General features: G+C 61.9%; 15 protein-coding genes. 4 read left to right on the plus strand and 11 right to left on the minus strand.

Features of this window, described 5'->3' with window-relative positions:
- Positions 1-21: 21 nt before the first annotated feature.
- The 5 genes from ACLH0I_RS17020 to ACLH0I_RS17040 all read right to left on the minus strand — a co-directional run bounded on the left by ACLH0I_RS17020 (position 22) and on the right by ACLH0I_RS17040 (position 10,032).
- Positions 22-1,359: an alginate export family protein gene (locus ACLH0I_RS17020; RefSeq protein WP_250962062.1), complete on the minus strand. Its 1,338-nt coding sequence runs from the start codon at positions 1,357-1,359 to the stop codon at positions 22-24.
- A 115-nt stretch (positions 1,360-1,474) separates the two neighbouring features.
- On the minus strand, positions 1,475-2,737 hold the full coding sequence (locus tag ACLH0I_RS17025) for a serine hydrolase domain-containing protein (protein ID WP_250962063.1): 1,263 nt from the start codon (positions 2,735-2,737) through the stop codon (positions 1,475-1,477).
- Positions 2,738-3,050: 313 nt separating this feature from the next.
- Positions 3,051-3,701, minus strand: a complete 651-nt coding sequence (locus ACLH0I_RS17030; RefSeq protein ID WP_411384861.1) for a response regulator transcription factor — start codon at positions 3,699-3,701, stop codon at positions 3,051-3,053.
- A 119-nt stretch (positions 3,702-3,820) separates the two neighbouring features.
- Positions 3,821-4,414 carry a lecithin retinol acyltransferase family protein gene (locus ACLH0I_RS17035; RefSeq protein ID WP_250962065.1) on the minus strand — a complete coding sequence of 198 codons (594 nt, stop codon included), beginning with the start codon at positions 4,412-4,414 and terminating at the stop codon, positions 3,821-3,823.
- Between the two features lie 134 nt (positions 4,415-4,548).
- On the minus strand, positions 4,549-10,032 hold the full coding sequence (locus ACLH0I_RS17040; RefSeq protein WP_411384862.1) for an AAA family ATPase: 5,484 nt from the start codon (positions 10,030-10,032) through the stop codon (positions 4,549-4,551).
- A 350-nt stretch (positions 10,033-10,382) separates the two neighbouring features.
- Here ACLH0I_RS17040 and ACLH0I_RS17045 point away from each other — a divergent pair, with 350 nt between their 5' ends.
- Positions 10,383-10,763: a response regulator transcription factor gene (locus ACLH0I_RS17045; protein ID WP_250962067.1), complete on the plus strand. Its 381-nt coding sequence runs from the start codon at positions 10,383-10,385 to the stop codon at positions 10,761-10,763.
- Between the two features lie 63 nt (positions 10,764-10,826).
- Here ACLH0I_RS17045 and ACLH0I_RS17050 read toward each other — a convergent pair whose 3' ends face one another.
- Positions 10,827-11,450, minus strand: a complete 624-nt coding sequence (locus ACLH0I_RS17050; RefSeq protein ID WP_411384863.1) for a TetR/AcrR family transcriptional regulator — start codon at positions 11,448-11,450, stop codon at positions 10,827-10,829.
- An 82-nt stretch (positions 11,451-11,532) separates the two neighbouring features.
- Here ACLH0I_RS17050 and ACLH0I_RS17055 point away from each other — a divergent pair, with 82 nt between their 5' ends.
- Positions 11,533-12,162, plus strand: coding sequence for an NAD(P)H-dependent oxidoreductase (locus tag ACLH0I_RS17055; RefSeq protein WP_411384864.1), 630 nt, complete (start codon positions 11,533-11,535; stop codon positions 12,160-12,162).
- Between the two features lie 16 nt (positions 12,163-12,178).
- Here the strand turns inward: ACLH0I_RS17055 and ACLH0I_RS17060 are convergent, their stop codons facing one another.
- A complete protein-coding gene (locus ACLH0I_RS17060) occupies positions 12,179-13,741 on the minus strand; it encodes a L,D-transpeptidase family protein (protein WP_411384865.1) in 1,563 nt (520 codons plus the stop codon).
- A gap of 162 nt (positions 13,742-13,903) precedes the next feature.
- Between ACLH0I_RS17060 and ACLH0I_RS17065 the strand changes: the two genes are divergently transcribed.
- Both ACLH0I_RS17065 and ACLH0I_RS17070 read left to right on the plus strand, forming a co-directional pair.
- On the plus strand, positions 13,904-14,587 hold the full coding sequence (locus ACLH0I_RS17065) for a murein L,D-transpeptidase catalytic domain family protein (protein WP_250962091.1): 684 nt from the start codon (positions 13,904-13,906) through the stop codon (positions 14,585-14,587).
- Between the two features lie 165 nt (positions 14,588-14,752).
- On the plus strand, positions 14,753-15,706 hold the full coding sequence (locus ACLH0I_RS17070; RefSeq protein ID WP_250962071.1) for a class I SAM-dependent methyltransferase: 954 nt from the start codon (positions 14,753-14,755) through the stop codon (positions 15,704-15,706).
- A 96-nt stretch (positions 15,707-15,802) separates the two neighbouring features.
- On the opposite strand, the gene ACLH0I_RS17075 is transcribed toward ACLH0I_RS17070, so the two are convergent.
- The 4 genes from ACLH0I_RS17075 to ACLH0I_RS17090 form a co-directional block, all read right to left on the minus strand.
- The gene (locus ACLH0I_RS17075) at positions 15,803-16,129 is read right to left on the minus strand and encodes a four-helix bundle copper-binding protein (protein ID WP_250962072.1); all 327 of its coding nucleotides are present in this window, start codon (positions 16,127-16,129) and stop codon (positions 15,803-15,805) included.
- A gap of 119 nt (positions 16,130-16,248) precedes the next feature.
- Positions 16,249-16,851, minus strand: coding sequence for a LysE family translocator (locus ACLH0I_RS17080; protein WP_411384866.1), 603 nt, complete (start codon positions 16,849-16,851; stop codon positions 16,249-16,251).
- Positions 16,852-16,905: 54 nt separating this feature from the next.
- A complete protein-coding gene (locus tag ACLH0I_RS17085) occupies positions 16,906-17,742 on the minus strand; it encodes an AraC family transcriptional regulator (protein ID WP_250962074.1) in 837 nt (278 codons plus the stop codon).
- Positions 17,743-18,458: 716 nt separating this feature from the next.
- Complete coding sequence (locus tag ACLH0I_RS17090; RefSeq protein WP_014338265.1) at positions 18,459-18,884, minus strand: GlcG/HbpS family heme-binding protein; 426 nt, start codon at positions 18,882-18,884, stop codon at positions 18,459-18,461.
- Position 18,885: the final 1 nt, after the last annotated feature.

Consider the following 18,885-nt stretch of genomic DNA (forward strand, 5'->3'; position numbering starts at 1 on the left):
GGCCGCGAAGGCTCGCGACACTTAATAGCGGTAGGTGAAGAAGAGTTCCAGCGCGCTGAACTTCCGGTCGTCGCCGAAGACCTGTTTGGCCGCCGCCATGGGCTTGACCCAGTTGTAGGACAGCGAGGTGGACAGCGACTTCGAAGGTGCCCAATCCAGGAAGACTACACTCTCGTCGGCAAACCGTTTATCGCTGACGGCGGTGCCCATGTAGTTTTTTTCGTCCAGCCAGAATTGGTAGTGGATCGCACCGAGCGTCAGGGTTTCGTTGAGGTGGGTCTTGAGTGAGAACTGCTGGACGTTTTCGTTGCTGTTGAACATCAGGTAGTTGCCGACGACATCGCCGATCAACCAGGTGCTCCAGTCGACGAAGCCCTTGGTCAAGGGATCCCAGGCTTTCTGTCGGTTGTCGGTGAGGTTGTCGTCGCCGGAAAAACTCGCGTAGCGGTAGCCGATCACCGGGGTCAGCGGCAGTGTGCCGAAGGTGTAATCGGCCTGGCCGTACCAGGCCTTGGCATCGTAGTCCACACCTTCGCCGCTGCCTCGCTCCACGGCATATTCGGCGTTGAGGGCCAGGTCCGGGAGACCCGGGAGCCGGGCGTTCAAGGCCCTGACGTTGTACACCAGCATGCCATCGCGACGACGCGGCAACGTGCTGCCCTTGGGCCCCATGGCCTTGACCTTCAGCGCGGTGGCACCCAGCGTCACCTGGTCGTCGAGGTTGTAGTCCAGGTTCACGCCGCTCAGGCGAAAGTCACCCAGGTCGCTGTCGGTTCCCAGGCTGAAACCCTGGACTTTCAACGCGCCATGGTCCCAGGCGACCACCGCCGACTCCTTGAAGGCGGTGCGTGGGGCGAGCCAATAGGCACCGTCGTTGAACTGATCAAGGTTGCCATCCATGACGATGAAACCATTGCCGATCATGTAGTTCTGGCGACCGCCCGTGACCGTCCACTCCCCGGCCCGGAAACCGCCATAGAACTCTTCCGTCGATACCTTGCCATCGGAGCTGCGGGTGAAGCCACCGGCGTCACCATCACCGAAGGTGGTCGCTCCCACCAGGGAGCCGCCGGCCAGCAGGCTGAAATCCGGCTGCACGGCGTATTCCAACTTGACGCCCGGCTTGACATAGAACTCCTGCCAGTCGATTTTCGTGCCGCCATTCTTGCCGCTGCGCAGGTCCACCACGCCGCCGCCAAAATTGACGTTGCGGGTGGACACGGCTGCGCCACCGGCCGTCAGGTTGACCTCGCCCTTGAGGTTACCCTCCTCGAAGGTGTAGCCCGCCCAGGCAACCTGGGCGGTCAAGGGTAACCCGAGCACGAGGCACGTTCGGGACAAACGCATCATGGAAACCATATGGAGCTCCTGTTGATTATTGTTGTTACAGGGCAGTGAATGGCGGCGCAAACCCGCGCCAACACCTGGCTGGGCCAGATGAGCGGAACGAAATTGTTGTGTTTATCGGATGAAGTCAGGGCGTCAGTTGCGCCGCGATGGCCCGCAGCATGCGCACGCTGTCGCCGTCGAACGGGCTGACGGCCTCGCCCAAGGATGACTGCTTGACGATCACCACGCCGGAGGGCTTGTCGATGAACAGGTATTGGCCATGGATGCCACCGGCCATGAGCGCCTGGCTGTGGTCGTTGAAGACATACCATTGGCTGCGGTAGGACGCGCCTGGGGTCCAACTGGAAAAGTCGGCGCAGGCGGCATAGACGGCCGGGTCGGCCCCAGCGGCAATACCGGCGAGGGCCTCGGCCGAGAGCAGTTGGCGCCCGTCCTGACGGCCGTCATTGGCCAGCAGGCGGCCGAAGCGCGCCATGTCACGCAGGGTCGCGCTGAACCCGGCACCGGCCACGCTGCGGCCCCAGGGATCGGCCAGGAAATAGCCGTCGCGCTCACAGCCCAACTGGCTCCAGACCGCCTGCAGCAACTGGTGACAGGCCTTGCCGGACGCCCGCTCCATGACCCAGGCCAACGCCTCGGTGGTGGCCGTCACATAATGGAAAAAGCCGCCGTGACTGCCGCGCTTGCGCAGTGACGGCAAGTATTGGTACAGGGATTCGAACGTCGTGTACTGCGCCGGTGCCGGCTGGAAACCGCAGGCGTAACCGTATTGGGAACTCTCCGAATCCGGATCCTCATAGACCTCGCTGTAATCGACGGCCACGGCCATGTCGAACAGCTGGCGCACGGTCGCATCGCCGAACGCACTGCCGGTCAGTTCCGGTACGTAATGGGCGGCCGTCAGCGTCGGGTCAAGCTGACCTTCGCAGACCAGTTGTTCACCCAGGGCACCGATCAGCGACTTGGTCACCGAAAACATGATGTGCCGGTCCTCGGGGCGCTGGCCGTTGAAGTAACGCTCGAACAGCACGGTGTCGCCCTTGAGGACCAGGAAAGCATCGGTCTGGCTGGCGATCAGGTGGTCGATCACGCTGATGCTCAAGCCACACTCGCTGTCGAAGTGCAACTCGTCCAGCGGCTGGAGCGCCTGCTTGAACGCGCTGACCGGCCCGCTGCCAGCCTGTACATCGATGGAGGGACGCAAGCGCGCCAGGTTGCGGAAGCCCCATTGGTTGAACGGCGGGCTCATCCAGTTGTGCCAGGTGACACGGCGGAGGGGTTCGGCGGGAAAGCCTTGCATCAGCGAAGGCGCCAGGCGTGCGTCGGAGGGCGATTCGTGAGTCTCGACGTAAAGACTGGCCAGTGAAGGCACGGTGTTCTGATTCATTGGGTTGCCCCTGCGAAATGACTCTGCGTGAAAGCAGATGCAGGAGAATAATTACTCGATGTAATTTTTTAGTCAATAAAACTTTTTATTGGCATCGCTTATCAGTATTGCCCATTCAAACCAGCCAATGCGGTTTGCCTGCAGGCATTGCAGGGGCCTGCTTCGCAGGCCAGCGGGAGCAAGCTCCCTCGCCACAGGGGATTGGGTTGGCTCGAAGTTTCAGTGTTGGGGCTGAGCGGGCTGTGGCGAATGAGACGCTGCCCCCGTGGCGAGGGAGCTTGCTCCCGCTCGGCTGCGCAGCAGCCGTGATCGCTCACCGACTCTGCCCGGTACCCAAGGCTTCGGCCATCCGGACCAGGTCCGCAAACGACTTGGCGCACATTTTTTTCATCGCATGGGCGCGATGGATCTTCACGGTGATTTCGCTCAGGTTCATTTGCCCGGCGATCTGCTTGTTCATCAGCCCCGTGACCGCAAAACCCATGACTTCCTTTTCACGGACGGTGAGCGTCTGGTAGCGGGCATGCAAATCGGAAAATTGCTGCTCGACTTGCCGTCTCCGGACATCCGCCTGAAGCGCGGCGGACACCGCATCCAGCAGGTTCTGTTCACGGAAAGGTTTCGCCAGGAAATCCACGGCGCCGGCTTTCATCGCCTTGACCGACATCTCGATGTCGCCGTGGCCGGTGATGAAAATGATCGGGATATTCGAATTCGACTCCGCCAACTGCGCCTGGAAGTCGAGGCCACTGGCGCCTTGCAACCGTACATCAAGGACCAGGCAACTGGGGCACTCGGTCTTCGGTTGCCGAAGAAAATCCGCCGTGGAGGCGAACGTCTCGACGCGGATCCCGACCGAGCGCAGCAGGTTGCTCAACGCATCGCGCATGGAGGCATCGTCATCCACCACGAACACAATAGAACCTTTGAGACCCGCTTCATTGGATGAAGCATTACCGTTCATTCACGACCCTTCCGGCGAGTGAAACGAAAAAAAGTGTAGCACAGCGACCTTGCGCGACCCGCCTTGTGCCTAGTGGCCTGTGTGGCTAATTCGTGCACTCAAATTAACCGCACAGGCCACTATGCAATCAGCTGCGGCTCCAGCGTCGAAATAAAAGCAAAAAGATCACGGGGACGCTGGAAATAAGCGTCGACCTGAGCGCTGTAGTGTTTTCCGCTGATGCACCAGTTGCAAAAGTGTTCGCAGTTGTTGGACAGAACCCGATATTTATTCTCACCGAGCCGTGAGCGCGCCCGCCGGACGACTTCGTCGTTGGAGTATTCATACGGCTCCTGCGCGATCCATACCGGTTTGCCATGGGCGAAATGTTCAAGGTCGATCACTTCGATGGGGCCGGATCTCAGCGAACCGCTGAACCCGGAGTAGTGGGCGACTTTCAGGTCGCCCAGGTAGATCCCGTGATGCAGATAGAACCCCCGTGGGCTGATCAGGTGCGCGCCGATCGGCGGCGTGCCCCCGGACCGTTCGACATGCACCCATCTCAAGGCGATATCAGACAAGCCGCGATTGCGGGCCGCTGCGCATCCCTGCCCCTCCAGCATCGGCGTACCCAGGCGATAGAAAGCGCTCGCCGTGACGAGCGCCATCAACACCAGCGCGACCGAACGAAGCGCAGAAAGTCCATCCATTGCCCGGTGGGTTAAATCGATCATGGCTCACACTCCGCAACCCGTGAAGCCAATCTATCGCCCGGGTTGCGGCGTTGCATTTGTACGTGGGAGTGGAACCGGTGATCTATTGATATACAGCCTTTAAACCTAAGTATGAATCGAACGCTGTCGAGTCCTCAGGCAGGCGTTTCCCCCTGGACGATGGGCAACGTGAATTGAACGGTAGCGCCGCGTGACTGATTGGCGCAGGCCTTCAAGCAACCGCCATGGGACTCGATGATCGAACGACAGATCGATAACCCCAAGCCCAGCCCAGTGGGTTTGGTGGTGTAGAACGACGTGAACACCTGATCGACGTTTTCCGAGGCGAACCCCGGCCCCGAATCGCTCACACTCACCAGCACCCAATCGGCCCCCTCTAACGTTGCGCAGATCCACAACTGCCGTTCGCCCTCGTTGACGCAGCTCATCGCTTCGAGCGCATTCATGATCAGGTTGAGCAGCACCTGTTGCAGCTCGACCCGGTCACCTTGGATGAGCGGCAAACCGTCGGCCAGTTGCGTCTGGATCAAGACGCCGCTCTTGATGATCTGGCTACGGGTGAACTCGATCATTTCGCCAATGGCAATGTTGATGTCCACCGGGCCTTTTTGTGGCGGCGCCTTGCGGATATGCCCACGGATCCGCCCCAGCACGTCCGCCGCCCGATTGGCGTCGTAGATGAGGCGCCCCAGTACCTGGCGGACTTCCTCGATCTCGGGTGGCTGGGTGTTCAGCCAACGCAGGGCGGCATCGGCATTGAGGATCGTCGCGGCAATCGGCTGGTTGACTTCATGGGCGATCGAAGCCACCAACTGCCCCATGGTCGCGACTCGGTTGGCGTGCGCCAGCTCGGTTTGCACCTCGCGATAACGTCGCTCGCTTTCGCGGATCTTTTCTTCCGCCTGGCGGCGTTCGGTCAGGTCCAGCACGAAAGCGACCCCTTCCCTGCTATTGGCCTCGAACAGCGCCAGACCGACGATGACCGGCAGGCGGCTGCCATCCTTGCGAAAATATTCTTTTTCATAAGGCCGGGCGTGCCCGGTGAGCAATGCCTGGGCCAGGGAGCGTTCGCTCAGTTCGCGGAACTCCGGCACTGTCAGGTCCCGCCAGCCCAGGCGGCCCAACGCCAGGTCTTCGCGCTCGTAGCCGACCATGCGCAGAAAGGCATCGTTGGCTTCGATAATGTCGCCATCGGCATTCCAAAATAGAATGCCAATGATGTTGGCGTCGACCAGGCGCCGGATCCTCGCTTCGCGCTCGGCGACTTCGCGATACAAGCGGGCATTTTCCAATGAGATGGCCGCACGGGACGCCAACAGTTTCAACACGGCGATCCGGGTTGGGTTGAACACATGGGCAGCCAGATTGTTTTCCAGGTAGAGCGCGCCGACGAGCTTGGCCTGGTTCAGCAACGGCACGCAGAGAATCGAGCGGGCGTGCTGCTTGCGGATATACGGGTCCGCGGCAAACGGCGCCGCGATCAGGGCATCGTCAAGAAAAACGCTCTCCCCGGTGCGCAGGACGTGGTAGAGAATCGACTCCGGCAACAGTGCCGCGCCCACCGGGGCATTGTGGATTTGCGTTACGTGGTTGCCGGTGGTCACCTGCGCCGCGACTCGGTACTCGCCGTCGCTGGACAGGATCAATAACCCGCGTTCGGCGCCGGCCTGTTCGATCGCCGTGCACATGACCATGTCGATGAGCTTATCCAGGACGATTTCCCCCGACACCGCCTCGGAGACCTTGAGTACGGTGGCCAGATCCAGGTGCTCGACCGGCGTCATCATCGTCGTCGTTGGACCGGGCACAGGCGCTTCGGTCCTCAGCGATGGATAGGTGTGCTCCAGTTGTCGCACTTTGCCCTCGGCGCCCCAACGCTGGTAGGCGTAACGAGCATCCTGGAGATAGACGCGAGCGATCTTGCCGAAACCACGGGCGGCGTAGAAGCGCGCCGCGAGTTCGTTGGCCAACGCCTCGATATGGACGAAACCGCTTTCCTGCGCGGCTTGGATGGCTTGCTCGTACAGCGACTCGGCATCGATTAGGCGCCCTTCGACCCGGGCCATTTCGGCACCCACCAACGCGGTGCGGCTGGCGAAGTTCTCCGGACACTGCTGTGCCCATGCCTGGAGCTGGCGGTAATTGGCCGCCATCGCCACCCAATGAGGTTCGCGCTCGTCCACTGGCACACGATCGCAACAAGCGGCCCGCGTCAGGGCGCCGTAGAAATGGTATTCGGTTTCCTCGAAAAACGCCTGGCAAACCCAGAGCAGATCCTGGGCCTTCACCGCCGCGGCCATGGCCGCTTCGGGATCGTCGGCCAGGTAGCGGGCTTGCAGTTTGCGGACCCAGTACAAACATTCAGCCAGGACCAGATCCGAGTTGCTGGACAAGTGGGTTTCGATGGCCGGTTCGTTCAACTGGCCGTCGTCAAGGCAGCCGAACGTCAGCGTCACGCCCCGAAGCATCCGGATCAGTGCCAGCTGGGCGACGATAAAATCCGTCACCAGCCCGAAGTGCACCCTCCTGGCGTAGGCCAGGCCCCGCTCGGCTTCGTCTTGAACATCGGCCAACGGCTCGCCAGCGAACAGCAGATCGGCGGTGAGGTTGTTGCCCGCGTAGGCGCCATACGGCAGGTCACCGATCCGATTCGCCGCCGCGAACGAACGACGCAAAAGGTCCCGGCATTGCTCCACGGGCCTCATCCAACGCACGGCAAAGCACGAAAAACACAGATAAGTGCTGGCCTCGAATCGCCGCAGGTCGCGTTTTTCAATGAGGTCGCAACCCAGCTGGCCAAAGCGGAACCCCATCTGGTAGTCACCGAACCGCCGACCGGCGACCCGAAACAGATTGGCGTACAGCACACAGGACGCATCGCAGTTGCCCTGCTCCAGGCTCAAGGTGACTGCCTTGCAGATCAACAGGTCCACCAGGTTCGCTTCACTCTGCAAGGCCGGCGCAAAGAGCTTGCCCAGTGCGTTGAGCGTCGCCAGGGAGGTGGCGTCCTCCATCAGCGGCAGCTCGATGAGGTCTTCGATGGCCCGGCCTTCAAGCAGTTCCCCGATGCGCTCGTACTCGTGACGCACATCGTCGTCGCTCGGGTGGGCCGACCACTCGATCCCCACATGACGCAGGTAGTCGAGGCAGACCGCCACCGCACCATCGCTGCGATCCAGGAGCAGGTAGACATCCATCAGCAGGCACGCCACGTTGGCCCGCTCGATCACCGTCACGGCGCGGTCGGCCAGGGCCTTCAGGCGTTCGTCCGCAGCACCGAGTTGCCCGGTAAGGAACTCGCATTCGGCCCGGTTCAATTCCAACCCGAAGATCAAGTCATGGCGCCCTGTCCAGCAATCTTCATCCAGCAACTGCACGCCGGTGGCCAGGTAGTTGAGTGCCGAAGCATAGGCCGTCGAGGCCTTGGCCCGTTGGCCGGCCAGCAGGTTGAATTCAGCCAACTGCTCCCGCTCAGCCCGGTCGGTGAGCAACGCCGCGCCACGATTGAGCTGGCCGGCAATTTCAAAGATCGCCTCTTCAAGCGCTTGGGCGTCCGTTTGTGCCGCGAGCAGCCGTCCGATGCGCAGGTGCATCTCGGCGCGCGCAGCCTGGGGAATCAGCGAGTAGGCGGCCTCATGAATACGGTCGTGAACGAATCCATAGGCATCGTCCAGCCGCTCGACCAGTTCCTGGCGGACCGCCTGCCACATCACCGCCCGGACCTGCGTCGGGGAGATGTCCAGAACGGTGGAAAGCGCCTTGAGCCCGGCCACGTTGCCCAGGCACGCCAGTTGCTGCAACGCCTGCTGCGTGTCGGCAGGCAGGCGTACCAGTTTGCCGACCATCAGGTCGACGACATTGTCTGTGTAGCCCTTGGCGTGAATGCGCTGCGGATCCCACCACCACTGCCGCGCCTCGTGATCGAAGGCCAGCAATCGCTCGTCAGCGAGGGCCTGCAGGAACTGGATCACGAAGAATGGATTGCCCGCGGTCTTGTCCAGCACCAGTTGCGCCAGCGGCTCGACACGATCAACGGCGTCATGCAGGGCCTCGGCGATCAACTGCTCGACGTGCACCTTGACGAGGGGCGCCAGGGTGATCTCGCTGATCTTGCCTCCCGCGCTCCGAATGGCCTTGAGCTTGCCCGTCAATGGATGCGTGGCGTCCACCTCATTGCTGCGGTAGGCGCCCACCAGCATCAGGTGGCGCACATCGGCGCTGGTCAGCAGGTCCTCCAACAGGTCGAGCGTCGCTGCGTCCAGCCATTGCAGATCGTCGAGAAACAGCGCGAGCGGATGGTCCGCGCGGGCGAACACACCGATGAAGCGCCTGAACACCAGCAGGAAGCGGCGTTGCTCCTGTTGGGGATCAAGCGCCAGGACCGCTGGCGGCTCGCCGATGATGAGCTTGAGTTCGGGGATCAGGTCGGTCATGAGCCGCGCATTGGCATCCAGTGCCTCCAGCAACGCCTCGCGCCAATGCGCCAGTTCCGTGTCGCTTTTGCCCAGCAACGTGCGCACCAGGCTCTGGAAGGCCTGCACCAGGGTCGAATAAGGGATGTCACGCCGGTACTGGTCGAACTTGCCACTGGCGAAAAGGCCCCGCGGCGGAACCAGGACTTTGTGCAACTCATTGACCACCGAGGATTTGCCGATACCGGAGTAGCCAGTCACGAGCACCAGTTCCGGCGCTCGTGTTTCAACCACCCGACCGAACGCGGTGACCAACGTCTCGACTTCACGCTCGCGGCCGTAGAGTTTTTCGGGAACCAGCAGCCGATCGGAGGCGCCTTGTTCGCCCAGGGCAAAGACATCGATGTGCCGCGATTGTGTCCAGTGCGCCAAGCAACGACGCAGATCATGTTCGACACTCGCGGCGGTCTGATAGCGCTCCTCGGCGGTCTTGGCGAGCAGTTTCATGACGATCCGGGACAACGTCTCGGCGATGGTTTGGACCCGCGCACTGGGCGGCGAAGGCATCTTGGCGATATGGCAATGGACCCACTCCATGGGGTCGGACGCCGTGAACGGCAGCGAGCCAGTCAACATCTGATAGAGCGTTATGCCGAAGGAATAGAGATCACTGCGCGAATCGATCGAGCGATTCATCCGGCCGGTCTGCTCGGGCGCCATATAGGCGAGCGTGCCGGCCAGGGTTTCGGGGGCTTGGCGCTCCCGCGGCAGCCGCGAAGCCAGGCCGAACCCGGTGAGCCGCGCCTGGCCATCGTCGCAGTTCACCAGAATGTGGCTGGGCTTGATGTCCTTGTGAACGATGCCGCGCTGGTGGAGCTGGCCCAGCGCCACGGCGATGCTCACCGCAAGGCGCAGGAACGTCGCCGTTTCCATCGGGGCGATCAGCAACTGCACGAGCGGCACGCCGCCGGGATCCTCGAGCAGCAGCCGCACCTGGGCCCCTTCGCGCACCATGTCGAGGGGTTGTACCGACCAGGCGCCATCAAGCTCATCCTTCAGGCCAAACTCATGGGCGAGCCGGTCAAGGCAACCAGGGCGAGGCTGTTCGGTCGCGGGGCGGGCCACCAGGACCGTGTCGTCGCCGTCCACACCCGAGCGCAATTCCCGACAGAAGATACGCTCACCATCGTCCCATAGTATTTGCATGCTGTTATTCCATCGGCACAGGAGCACTATTTTGTTTGGTCTGCCGCACTTTGCCGTCGGCTGTCATCCAGTGTCATGTCGCACTTGCCGATGTCGTAGCCATAAGGCGACTTCCGTGGCTGCGCTGGATGCCTGAGGGTAAAGCATGTGCCGGGATCCAGGACGGGGCGTGTTGCGCTCTTTAGATTAGCGCCTCATGAAAGCGCTTCACAATGTTTTCATGGCCTGGCGCAGGACCGGGGACAGGGCGCCAACCCTTAGGTCTTAGGGCGTTATACATAGGTATACTTCTGCCCCTTATGGGACCGCGTATCGTGTAGTCACGACAGGCGCTGTTACGAGCGATCCCTATGACGCAAGCCACGCAGATACGCAACACGACGACTATCGCGGTTGTTGACGATGACGAATCCGTCCGGACAGCCCTGGATAGCCTGTTGCGTTCCACTGGTTACAAGGTTCGAACTTATCGCAGCGCCATCGAGTTCCTGGACGCCAATGCCCCGGTCAGTACCCATTGCCTGATTTCCGATATCCAGATGCCGGGCATGAGTGGTGTAGAGCTGCATGAACAGCTCGGTGCCATGGGTTTTCGGATTCCCACCATCTTCATTACCGCTTATCCGGACCTGGGGGCGCATACGCCGGGGTTGGTCGCCTGCCTGCCCAAGCCTTGTGATGCCGACAAGCTGCTGGACTGCATCGAGACGGCCCTGGGCCCGGCACATTGAGGTTGCTGTATAGAACGCCCTAATACGAAACGACCGTGGGAGCTTGCTCGCGATAGCGGTGGCTCAGTTTGAAGAGGTGTCGCCAGTCCTGCCCACCATCGCCACGATACTGGCCAGCAGCTCGTCCTTCGCCTCGCCAGGGCTGATTTCCCCGGTGGCGGCCGCATTGGACAACGCCTCCGCCGCCCCCAGCATCGCCCGCAAACCCGCCTGGCCGATGCCCTTCGTACCCGCAAACGGCTCCAGCACCGCGCGGCACTTATCGAGAAAAATCCCCTCGTATTCGCGCTTGATGCGCGCAAGCTCCGGCGAACTGGTCAGCGCCGCGATCACCCCGGGAATCTCCCGACCTTGCAACAGCACGCATTCGACGTAGGACGAAGCGATCACCGCCGCCCGGCTTTGCAAGGTGGGGTCGCTGGCCTCCAGGGCAGCGTCCATCAGCGCGGTCTGGCGAGCATCGAAATCCTGGTACAGCGCCGCCAACAGCCCGGATCGGGTGATGAAGTGGTCATAGACGATGGGTTTGGTCACCCCGGCCTGGTCCGCCAGCCGCGCCAACGTCAGAGCATCACTGCCCTCCTCGCGCACCAGCCGCCAGGCAACCTCCAGCAATTGACGCTGCCGGTCCTGCCGGGACAAACGACGACGAGGTGAAGGCGGCGAATGTTCATCAGTGCTTGACATGCTAACTTTACCAACCGTAACTTACTAAGCGTAACTTAAGCATACCTGTCTTCAAGACCTCGTGACCAGAAGGAGTTTCGCCATGCATGCACTCATCGTTGTGGCTCACCACGATCCACGCTCCCTCACCCATAGCCTGGCCCGGAAAATCGCCGAAGGCATTACCCGCGCCAACCCCACCGATACCTTCGAGATCGCCGACCTGGCCGCCGAAGGCTTCGATCCACGCTTCAGCTTTGCCGACCATGCGGTCCACCACCGCGAGGCCCTGCCGCCCGCGGATGTGCTGGCCGAACAAGCCAGGATCGACCATGCCGACGCGCTGGTATTGGTCTATCCGATTTATTGGTGGTCCATGCCGGCATTGCTCAAGGGCTGGATCGACCGGGTGTTTTCCAACGGTTGGGCATTCGATTTCAGTCTCGACAAACCGTTTATCCAGAAGCTGCAACACTTGCGCGTCCACCTGGTAGGTGTCGGTGGCGCCGATGCCGACAGCTTCCAACGTCACGGCTACGATCAGGCGATGACCACGCAGATCGACCATGGCATTTTCGGTTATTGCGGCGCCCAAGTGGTGAGTTCCCAGCGTTTGCTCGACTCGGAAACCGCCGATCCGCAACAGCTTTTGCGAGCCGCCGGCGATATCGGCCAGCGGTTGTTCGCAACGCTTGATGAAACCACACAGGCGCCCGCTATTGCATGCGCCTGAGTTCAGAACCAAGCGTTCACAGCGCGCGACCATGGGCGGCGGACAGCGTTGCGTCACGCCCGTAGATATCCGGGATGTACACCGCCTGGCCCTGGCTGTCCGCCTGTGCCGTCCAGTAACCCAGCAGGATCGGCATGGGCCGGGCCAGCCTGAACTCGTGGGTCGATTCACTGGCCAGCAAGGTGTCAGTGCGGGCCCGTTCAGCCGGGCTGACCAGCAGGTCGCGCAGGTGCATCACTTGCTCGATCCGCACGCAACCTGAGCTGAAGGCCCGCGGACCTTTGCTGAACAGCGACTGGCTCGGTGTGTCATGCAGGTACACCGAGAACGGATTGGGGAAGCGGATCGCCATTTTGCCCAACGGGTTCTTCGGGCCTGGGTCCTGGCGAAGCATGAGGTTGCCTGGGTGCTCCCAGTCGATGTCCTCCGCCAGCAACGGCAGGCCTTCACTGTCGAGGATCCGTAGGTTGTGGCGAGTGAGAAACTCCGGATCACGGCGGATCTCGGGCAGTTTGTCCTCGCGCATGATGGTCGGCGGAATGGTCCAGGTCGGGTTGAGCGTCAGCCGGGTGACATGGGATTTGAGCAACGGCGTCTGCCGTTGCGCCCGGCCCACCTGGGTGCGGGTCTGCCAGACCGGCGCGCCGCCCTGGTAAACCGTCAACTGCGCCGCAGCCACGTTGACCAGGACGCTGTCGGTTTCCACATCCTGGGCCAGCCAACGCATGCGCTCCAGATTGATACGTAACTGCTCGCGGCGCATGGCCGGGCTGATGTTCAGCTCGGTGACGGTCCATGGCCCGACCACGCCATCGGCCTGTAGCGAATGCCGGGCCTGGAAGCTCTTCATCGCCTCCACCAACATGGGGCTGTAATGCTCGTCGCTGACCTGCGGCGGCGTACTCAAGTACCCCTCATTGAACAGGCGCTGGGCCAGGGCGGGGACACGGGCGTCCTGTTTGTCCGGTTGCAGCAACGGCCCGCCTGGCACCGCTTGCCATTCGCCCAGCGGCTGTTGCCGTAGCCGGGCATAGAGGCCGCGCAGGTTGCGGTAAAGGTCCAGGTTCGGCCGCGCCTGTTCAAAGGCGTCGGCGAGGTTTTGCAGGCCCAGCCCCGCGATGGCCAGCACCACGGCCGGGTGATCCTGTGGCGGTGGGTTGGCTTTCCATACCGGCTCCAGTCGGTCTTGGGGCAGGTAGCCGAAACGCAGGTCATGCAAAGCTCGCAGGTAGCGCTGGCTGATGGCGATGTCGGCGCAATGAAGGCCTTGGGCCGCGTCCCCGACCGGCAGGCTATAACGTGCCGGATCCATGCCGTCGTCGGCCAGCTGCTGCAACTGGACCTGCAACGCTCCCCGTCGTTCGTCGTCCGCCCAGACCTCCTGGCCTGCGTTTTGCTGGTAGAACGCCTGCAAGTCAAGCTGCGTCGGAAAATCGACGCCCACCGCGACGTCCGGGCACGCGACCGCGAGTTGCGCCAGCGTGCTCTGCACCAGAGCCGGGTCGCCGTCCTCGGCTTTGGCGACCAATGGCGCCGTGAGCAATAAAAGGCTCAGGTAACATGCGGACTTTTTGAACAACTGCTTTACTCCAATCCATGGCCGTCTCGTTGACGGTGAATTTTGCGACAGGTACGACCCGCCATCATGCAGACAAACGAAATCGGACGGGATGCCGCGAACGAACACCACGCTGGAAACCCTTCGCCTGTATCGGGCTTTTTGCGCCGATTCTGCCTGGTCATGCTGGGCCTGGGTATCATTTGCAGCCCGGCACTGGCGGAAAAAAAGGCCAAGTCGAAAACGCTTTACCACAGCCTCGCCCAGGCAGCGCCGGAACTCAATCCCCTGGCGCTTAAAAGTGCCTTGAGCGCCATGCAATGCGCCGTCGCCAATGGCGCCGGCCAGGCTCGCCACCTGGCGGTCATCGACTACTCGCAACCCTCCACGGCCCGGCGCCTGTGGATCTTCGACCTGCGCCAGAAGAAGTTGGTATTGCGCGACCTGGTGGCCCATGGGCAAAAGTCCGGGGAAAACTTCGCGACGCAGTTTTCCAATCGCCTGGGCAGCTACCAATCCAGCCTGGGCCTGTTTCGTACCCAGGAAAGCTACCAGGGCGCCCACGGTTATTCACTGCGCATGGATGGCCTGGAGCCGGGCTTCAATGACCTGGCCCGCGACCGGGCGATCGTGATCCATGCCGCCGACTACGTGAACCCGTTGTGGAGCGTGCGCCAGGGTCGCATCGGGCGCAGCCAGGGCTGCCCTGCCGTACGCCCGCAAGTGGCGCGCCAGGTGATCGACAAGCTCAAGGGCGGACAATTCATGTTTTCCTGGTACCCGGACCCGAGCTGGCTCAAGCGATCGGCCTATCTCAACTGCCAGCCGCAGCAGGTTGCCAGCATCTTGGCTACCAGCGGCAGCTAGGGGCACCTTTTGTGGCGAGGGAGCTTGCTCCCGCTGGGCTGCGTAGCAGCCCCAAGCATGTGAGTGCTTCGCACTCAAGCGGGAGCAAGCTCCCTCGCCACAAGGATTGCGTCGGGTTCGCCTGCGGTTAAAATGCCGGCCTTTCGAATCCCTGGCGTTGCCTGAATGAATTGCGTAGCCCTTCAAACCCTTCACGACCATTTGCTGGCAGCCCTGGAATCAGCGCCGGTAGAAACCCGTCGCTTGTTCCATGGCCGGGGGCGCTGCTGGCCAGGCCTGGAGCAGATCACGGTCGATTGGTTGCAAGGGGTGGTGCTGGTTTCGCTGTTCAAGGAACCGGACCCCAAGCCTCTGGACGACTTGAGCGCAATGCTGCTGGCGCTGACCACGTCGCCCGCCTGGCAACACAGCAAGGCCCACACCCTTGCCGTACAACACCGCTACCTGCCGCAGAGTCTCACCCAATGGCTGGTGGGCGAGCCCATCGATGAATGGACCCTGACCGAAGGCGGCCTGTTTTACCGGATCGACCTGGGCAAGAAGCAGAACAACGGCCTGTTCCTCGACATGCGTTACGGTCGCGACTGGGTGCGGGCCAACGCCCAGGGTAAACGGGTCCTGAACCTGTTCGCCTATACCTGTGGGTTCTCCGTGGCGGCCATCGCCGGGGGCGCGCAGCATGTGGTCAACCTGGACATGTCCCGGGCGGCCCTGAGCCGCGGCCGTGACAACCATCGGCTGAACGGCCATGACCTGGGCCAGGTGAGTTTCCTCGGCCACGACTTGTTCAAGTCCTGGGGCAAGGTGATCAACAGCGGCCCGTACGACCTGGTGATCATCGATCCGCCTACCTTCCAGAAAGGCAGTTTCCTATTGACCAAGGACTACCAGCGCGTCTTGCGGCGCCTGCCGGAACTGCTGGCCGCCCATGGCACGGTACTGGCTTGTAGCAACGACCCGGCCACCGGCCCGGATTTCCTTATCGACGGCGTCATGCGTGAGGCTCCAGGCCTCGAATTCGAACAGCGGCTGGCGAACCCTCCGGAGTTCCCAGACGCCGATGTGACTTGCGGATTGAAAGTACTGGTATTCAAACAGGCTGCGTCCACCAGCCAATAGGCCGCTTTCGAGCAGAGGCCTGCACCTGCATCGCGACCGGCCAAGCGCCTGTCCTCCAGGACCAACGCTTGGCCAAGCCACGCCACGCCACGCCAATCAGGCGGCCATTCGCTCACACGCCTCGGCGCATGACCGGCAAGCTTTTGCACACGCCTGGCAGTGCGCCGGTTCATGTTTGCCACACTCCTCGCCACACGCTCGGCAAATTGCCGCGCACACACTGCACAGTTGGGCGGCGACGCTGCTGTCGCGCTTCATGAGCGTGGCCGCGAGCCGACATAGGTCAGCGCAGTCACGGTCCAGCTCTATGCACTTAGCCATCATCTGCACGCTCTGCTCACGCAGGCAGGCTGCAGTGCAGGCTTCACAGGCCATGGCGCAGGCGGTGCATTCGGCTATACAGGCCTCGTAACGACTGTTCATGGGAATCTCCTGTTGCAAAGGTCGATTGGGGTACCGCGCATGAAAACAGGGCGGTATAAGGTCCGACTCGGCCGTCAATCCGGAGGTTTCGAGAGAAAAATTACAATTTTGTCAGCCGCTCAGACCACCAGCGTCAACCATGCTGACGCCAGCAGCATCACCGCCATGACGCGGTTGAAACGCCCCATCGCCACGGCAGAACGACAGAACCTTGCGGCGCCACGCCCCAGATAGGCCCAGGCGGTCATGCAGGGGAGCGAAATCGCAAAGAACGCGAGGGACAACCAGAGCACCCTCTCCGTACGGTCCGCCTCGGCACCGGCGAATACGCTCACCACCGCCAACGCCATCATCCAGGTCTTGGGGTTCACCAACTGCAACCCGGCCGCCCCCGCCAGGCCCAGGCGCGGCCCCTCGACCGGACGGTCCGGGTCAACGGCCTGGGCCGGAGCACTGAAAATCTGCCAAGCCATCCAGCTCAGCCAAGCGATGCCCGCCCATGAGAGCAACGTCTGAATCGTGGCATGGCGCGCCAGCACATCTCCTAATCCGGTGCCGACCAGAAGCACCAGCAAGGCCGCCGCCGCACAGGCACCGAGGATGATCGGCAAGGTAGTCGCCAGGCCAAAGCGAGAGCTATGGCTCAGCACCAGGATATTGGTCGGGCCCGGCGTGATGGAGGCGACAAATGCGAACAAGGCAAACGGCAGTAACTGGTCCATGGAGCGACTTCTCGGTGAAGGATCGATCGCTTGATCATCCCCGCCAAGCCGTGGTCAGTCTGGAACAATTGAGCAGCGCTTGCGGTAGTCCGCCGGGCTCAGGCGATAGGCACGCTGGAACCAGCGGCCCAAATGGCTTTGATCGGAAAAACCAAGCATGGCCGCCACCGCCACGGCGCTCTCGCCACTGGCCAGCAGGCGCCGGGCACGGGCCAGGCGCAACTGGATCAGATAAGCATGGGGCGCCAGGCCGAAAGCGGCCTTGAAGGCACGGGTCAAGCGGAAACGATCCACGCCGGTGACCTGTGCCAGGTCATCCAGGCCGATGTCTTCGCTCAGGTGACTGTGCAGATAATCCCTGGCCTGCTGCGCCACCAATGGCAGCCGCGGATCCGGGTTGATCCGCGCCCGCCAGTGCAGGTGCTGGGTCAGGTTGGCCAACAGGGTGTCGAGGGCCGTCTGGCGCACGATGCGGATCTCCTGCTCATGCAGGCTTTGGAAGGCCAACGCCGTGGCACTCGCCAGCCGCGCATCATCGGTCAGGGTGGCAGCGAATCCCAGCTGGGCGTTGTCCGGCGCCACATCGAACAGAGAGCGCAGCTCGCGCTCCAGCCATTGGGGCTCCAGGTACAACGTGCGATAGGTAAACCCGTGATCGTGGGGCGCGTTGCCGTCATGCAACTCACCGGGCTCGAGCAGGAACACCTTGCCCGGCGTACTGTTGTGCTGCTGGCGGCGACAATGAAACTGCTGCACCCCCTGCTCGGTCACGCCCACCAGATACGTGTCATGCCAATGGGGATCATAGGCATGCCCCTCGAAATGCGCGCGCACGGTCTCGATACCGGACGTGGCGTCCTGCTTGAGATCGATCCAGTTGCGCGCCGTCATGCCCTGTCCCGTCTGGTGAATGTACTCTTGGCAGATTAACTGCTGGAGAAGCGTGTGTCTGGAAGATTTGTGCAGGCCCTGTGGGAGGGGTTCGGTCTGTAGTGCGATGTCGACTGGCGTACCGCCATCGCGAGCAAGCTCGCTCCCACATGGTTTTTTAGTCGCTTAGAAGATCAGCGTCCACCGCCGATCCCTGTGGGAGCCGAGCTTGCTCGCGATGGCGGTGGGCCTGTTTGCATCAATGCTGAATGTTCCGCCGCCTTCGCGAGCAGGCTCACTCCCACATAGTTTTTGGTCGTTTAGCAGATCAATGTCCACCGCCGATCCCTGTGGGAGCCGAGCTTGCTCGCGATGGCGGTGGGCCTGCTTGCATCAATGCTGAATGTGCTGCCGCCTTCGCGAGCAAGCTCGCTCCCACAGGGTTTTTTGGTCGTTTAGAAGATCGGCGTCCACCGCCGATCCCTGTGGGAGCCGAGCTGCTCGCGATGGCGGTGGGCCTGCTTGCATCAAGGCTGAATGTGCTGCCGCCTTCGCGAGCAAGCTCGCTCCCACAGGTTTTTTTGGTCGTTTAGCAGATCAATGTCCGCCGCCGATCCCTGTGGGAGCCGAGCTTGCTCGCGATGACGGTGAACCTGCTTGCATCAGTGCTGAATGTGCCGCCGCCTTCGCGAGCAAGCTTCGCTCCCACAGGGAAACTCCATAGCTTCATGACCGCTTCAGGCATCCGGCGTAATCACCGGCAACACCGTCTCAACCGCCAAACGAGCCAACTCCGCATCCTGCTCAGCCTTGACCCCAGACACGCCAATAGCCCCAATGCATTGGCCGTCATGACGAATGGTCACCCCGCCTTCAAGCATGCCCTGCAAGTGCGGAGCGCTGAGGAAAGCGTAACGACCACCGTTGATCATGTCCTCGAAAACCTTGCTGTCACGCCGCCCCATAGCGGCCGTGCGCGCTTTTTCAGTGGCGATATAGGCCGATAACGGCGAGGCATCGTCCAGGCGCAACAGCCCGAGGGGATGACCACCGTCGTCCACCACACACACCGACACCGCCCATTGACGCTGGTGAGCCAGCTCCTTGGCCGCTACCAGCAATTGCGCAACGTCCTGCTCAGTGAGTACCGCTTTGGTCTTCATG

Source organism: Pseudomonas sp. MPB03, assembly GCF_046605385.1.
Classification (GTDB): Bacteria; Pseudomonadota; Gammaproteobacteria; order Pseudomonadales; family Pseudomonadaceae; genus Aquipseudomonas; species Aquipseudomonas zanjanensis.

Coding starts and splice junctions, on each gene's coding strand:
- ACLH0I_RS17020 (WP_250962062.1), bottom strand. CDS start 1,359: ATGGTTTCCATGATGCGTTTGTCCCGAACGTGCCTCGTGCTCGGGTTA.
- ACLH0I_RS17025 (WP_250962063.1), bottom strand. CDS start 2,737: ATGAATCAGAACACCGTGCCTTCACTGGCCAGTCTTTACGTCGAGACT.
- ACLH0I_RS17030 (WP_411384861.1), bottom strand. CDS start 3,701: ATGAACGGTAATGCTTCATCCAATGAAGCGGGTCTCAAAGGTTCTATT.
- ACLH0I_RS17035 (WP_250962065.1), bottom strand. CDS start 4,414: ATGATCGATTTAACCCACCGGGCAATGGATGGACTTTCTGCGCTTCGT.
- ACLH0I_RS17040 (WP_411384862.1), bottom strand. CDS start 10,032: ATGCAAATACTATGGGACGATGGTGAGCGTATCTTCTGTCGGGAATTG.
- ACLH0I_RS17045 (WP_250962067.1), top strand. CDS start 10,383: ATGACGCAAGCCACGCAGATACGCAACACGACGACTATCGCGGTTGTT.
- ACLH0I_RS17050 (WP_411384863.1), bottom strand. CDS start 11,450: ATGTCAAGCACTGATGAACATTCGCCGCCTTCACCTCGTCGTCGTTTG.
- ACLH0I_RS17055 (WP_411384864.1), top strand. CDS start 11,533: ATGCATGCACTCATCGTTGTGGCTCACCACGATCCACGCTCCCTCACC.
- ACLH0I_RS17065 (WP_250962091.1), top strand. CDS start 13,904: ATGCTGGGCCTGGGTATCATTTGCAGCCCGGCACTGGCGGAAAAAAAG.
- ACLH0I_RS17070 (WP_250962071.1), top strand. CDS start 14,753: ATGAATTGCGTAGCCCTTCAAACCCTTCACGACCATTTGCTGGCAGCC.
- ACLH0I_RS17075 (WP_250962072.1), bottom strand. CDS start 16,129: ATGAACAGTCGTTACGAGGCCTGTATAGCCGAATGCACCGCCTGCGCC.
- ACLH0I_RS17080 (WP_411384866.1), bottom strand. CDS start 16,851: ATGGACCAGTTACTGCCGTTTGCCTTGTTCGCATTTGTCGCCTCCATC.
- ACLH0I_RS17085 (WP_250962074.1), bottom strand. CDS start 17,742: ATGACGGCGCGCAACTGGATCGATCTCAAGCAGGACGCCACGTCCGGT.
- ACLH0I_RS17090 (WP_014338265.1), bottom strand. CDS start 18,884: ATGAAGACCAAAGCGGTACTCACTGAGCAGGACGTTGCGCAATTGCTG.